Origin of the sequence: Streptomyces himastatinicus ATCC 53653 (assembly GCF_000158915.1) — a bacterium.
Taxonomy (GTDB): Bacteria; Actinomycetota; Actinomycetes; order Streptomycetales; family Streptomycetaceae; genus Streptomyces; species Streptomyces himastatinicus.
Window position 1 is genome coordinate 5,931,523 of sequence record NZ_GG657754.1, and the last position, 3,062, is coordinate 5,934,584.

The window sequence follows — 3,062 nt, forward strand, 5'->3', positions numbered from 1 at the left end:
GCACGCCCGCCGCATGGGCGGCGCGCAGGGCGGCGATCATGCCGCGGCCGACGCGTGCGGTCTCGTCGGGGGAGAGCGTGCCGCCCTCCTTGAGCAGGTCGCCCAGGGTCGTGGAGGGCACGTACTCCATGACGATGCACGGCAGTCCCTCGTCGTCCACGACGTCGTGGACGACGACCACATTGGGGTGGGTGATGCGCGCCGCGCTCCGCGCCTCGCGGCGGGTACGCTCGTGCATCGTCGTCAGTTCTTCCTCGCTGAGGTGCGGCGAGACGTGCAGCTGCTTGACGGCGACCTGACGGCCCAGCAGTTCGTCCTCGGCGCGCCAGACCGTACCCATGCCGCCGCGACCGATCTGCTCGGCCAGCCGGTACCGTCCGGCGATCAGCCGCCCTACGTCCGACACCGCACTCCCCTCCCGCTCCCACGGCGGCTCGCTTTCCCCGCCTGCCGCGCATGTTCGACCCGCCACGATAGTCGCCGCGACATCGGGGATGATCTCAGGGAAGGCCCAGGGTTTCACCGGATGCCGCCGGAACGACCGTCTTGTCACCATGGACGCATGACCGATGCACCCACCGTGGCGGACGAAGGCGAGGGCGCGGCCGGTTCCGGAGGACCCCGGGGCACGGGCCCGCAGCCGCCGCCGTTCGCGCATGTGCCGCTGCGGCGCAGCCGTGACCAGAAGATGATCTCGGGGGTCTGCGGCGGGCTCGGCCGCTACTGCGACGTCGACCCGGTGATCTTCCGGGTGGTCCTGTCCGTGCTGGCCGTCGCGGGCGGAATCGGCCTGATCGTGTACGGCTTCTGCTGGCTGCTCGTCCCCATGAACGGGGAGGACGAAAACGAAGGGCGCCGGCTGCTCTCCGGGCGTGTCGAGGGTCCGGCGCTGACGGCGGTGCTGTGCGCGCTGGTCGGCTGTGGGCTGTTCCTGTCCATGCTGAACAACGGCGGCGTGATGTCGTTCTCGTTCATGCTGGCCCTCGCGGCGGGCGGCGCCGGTTATTGGTCGCACCACCGGCGGCAGGCGGTGGGCAGCGGCGCTGCGGTCGATCCGGCCACGGCGCAGGCCGTCGCGGACGCACCCCCGGAGGCCAAGGCTCCGCCGACGCGGGGCGGGCCGGGGCCGTCGTGGTGGCGGGACCCGCTCGTCAAGGACGGCACGACGGGGCTGCCGGGCGCGGGCTACCTGTGGGGGCCGGACGACGGCCCGTACGACAAGGCCACGGCGCGGGCCGCGCGCGCCCGGCGGATCCGCGACCGGTCCTCCATCGGCGGCTGGATCTTCCTGGCCGCCCTCGCCGCCGCGGCCGTCGGCACCCGGCTGTCCTGGCACGCCCAACCGCTCGGCGCCAGCCTGGAGATCGGCCTCACCTGCGCACTGGCCGTCTTCGGCCTGGGGATGATGGTCAGCTGCTGGTACGGGCGTACGGGGGTGGGGACCGCCATCATGACCGTCGTCACCTGCGCCCTGCTGGCCGCCGCCACGGCGCTCCCGCAGTCCGTCACCACCGACTGGTCCCGCGAGACCTGGGCCCCGACGTCCGCGGCCGCCGTACGGCCCTCGTACGAGCTGGGCGGGGGCGTCGGCGAGCTGAAACTCGACCGCTTCCGGCTGACGGACGACCAGACCGTCCGGACCCGGGCCGAGGTCGGCGCCGGAAAGCTCGCCGTGACGGTCCCCCGGGACGCCCGCCTCAAGCTGTCCCTACGGACGGGGCTCGGCGACATCCGGCTCCCGGGCGAACGCAACGACGACATCGACATCGAGCCGGGCCGGGAGCGCACCGTCACCCTCGACCCGAAGGGCGGCGCGAGCGCCGCACACGGAACGCTGGTGCTGCGGCTGTCGATCGGCCTGGGGAACGTGGAGGTGACGCGCTCATGAAGCGGCATCCGATGGAGCCGGGAAAGCTGGTCGCGGGCCTCGTCGTGCTGGGCGTCGCGACGGTGTACGGGCTGGACGCCGCCGGGGAGTGGGACGTGCGGACGCTCGTACCGCTGATGGTGCTGGTGGGGGGATTGTGCGCGGCGGGGGTGGTGTCGGCCCTGACGTACCTGGCCCGCCGGAAGCGTGCCCGCGGAACGGAGAGCCCCACACCCTAGCTCCGGCCGGTTGCTACGCTCCCGCCGTGATCCTCCCGACGGTCGACGACATCCGCGCGCTGCACGAGAAGTACGCGCCGACGCGCGAGGCGTTCGACCTCGTGTACACGCACTGCGAGATCGTCTGGCACGTAGCCGAGCAACTGCTCGCCTCTGCTCCCCACCCCCTGGACGCCGACCTCGTCCGCGCGGGCGCCCTGCTCCACGACATCGGCGTCTACCGCCTCTACGACAACACGGGCCGACTCCGCACCGACGACTACATCCGCCACGGCGTCCTCGGCCACGCGATCCTCCGCGAGGAGGGCTTCCCCGAGCAGCTGTGCCGCTTCTGCTCCTGCCACACGGGCGTAGGACTCACCCGCCACGACGTCGAGCGCCAGCAGCTGCCCCTGCCGGTGGCGGACTACGTGGCGGAGACGGGCGAGGAACAGCTGGTCATGTACGCGGACAAGTTCCACACCAAGACCACCCCTCCGGCCTTCCTCTCCTTCGACACCTACGCCACCCACGTGACCCGCTTCGGCCCGGAGAAGATCACCAAGTTCGAAGCCCTACGCACCCGCTTCGGCGAACCGGATGTCGCGCCGCTTGCCGCGAGATACGGCCACGCGCACACCTGAGCCCACCCCTGACGCCGTCCCCGCTGTTCGGGCGGGCTCGGTGAGGCGCCCCGGCGCCGTTCGGGTGTTGGGCGGGGTGCCCTCGACGCTGCTCGGGTCGCACCGGCGACGTCCCGCCGCTACTCAGGCCGCTCGGTGAGGCGACCTGGCGCTGCTGCCGCTCGGCGACGGCCCCCTGACGCCGCTCGGGCTGTTTGGTGACGGCCCCGCCGCAGCTCGGAGCGGAGCACCTGCCCCCGCTCGGGCGGCACTCGGCGCGGGGCGGTGTCCGTCGCCGACGGGCCCGCGGTGTCCGGGGTCCAGGGGCGGAGCCCCGGCGGGGGCTGGGGCGGA

At 73.0% G+C, this 3,062-nt stretch carries 4 protein-coding genes; 3 read left to right on the top strand and 1 reads right to left on the bottom strand.

Features of this window, described 5'->3' with window-relative positions; translation table 11 throughout:
* Positions 1-406, bottom strand: a 406-nt coding sequence (locus SSOG_RS25220) for a protein kinase domain-containing protein (RefSeq protein ID WP_039938650.1), incomplete at its 3' end; no start/stop codon positions are given.
* A gap of 156 nt (positions 407-562) precedes the next feature.
* Between SSOG_RS25220 and SSOG_RS25225 the strand changes: the two genes are divergently transcribed.
* The 3 genes from SSOG_RS25225 to SSOG_RS25235 are packed head-to-tail and all read left to right on the top strand — an operon-like array spanning position 563 to position 2,729.
* Positions 563-1,888 carry a PspC domain-containing protein gene (locus tag SSOG_RS25225; protein ID WP_106516454.1) on the top strand — a complete coding sequence of 442 codons (1,326 nt, stop codon included), beginning with the start codon at positions 563-565 and terminating at the stop codon, positions 1,886-1,888.
* Complete coding sequence (locus tag SSOG_RS25230) at positions 1,885-2,106, top strand: hypothetical protein (protein ID WP_009717080.1); 222 nt, start codon at positions 1,885-1,887, stop codon at positions 2,104-2,106. The genes SSOG_RS25225 and SSOG_RS25230 overlap by 4 nt, the downstream gene beginning before the upstream one ends.
* 26 nt (positions 2,107-2,132) lie before the next feature.
* The gene (locus SSOG_RS25235) at positions 2,133-2,729 is read left to right on the top strand and encodes an HD domain-containing protein (RefSeq protein ID WP_009717081.1); all 597 of its coding nucleotides are present in this window, start codon (positions 2,133-2,135) and stop codon (positions 2,727-2,729) included.
* Positions 2,730-3,062 lie beyond the last annotated feature (333 nt).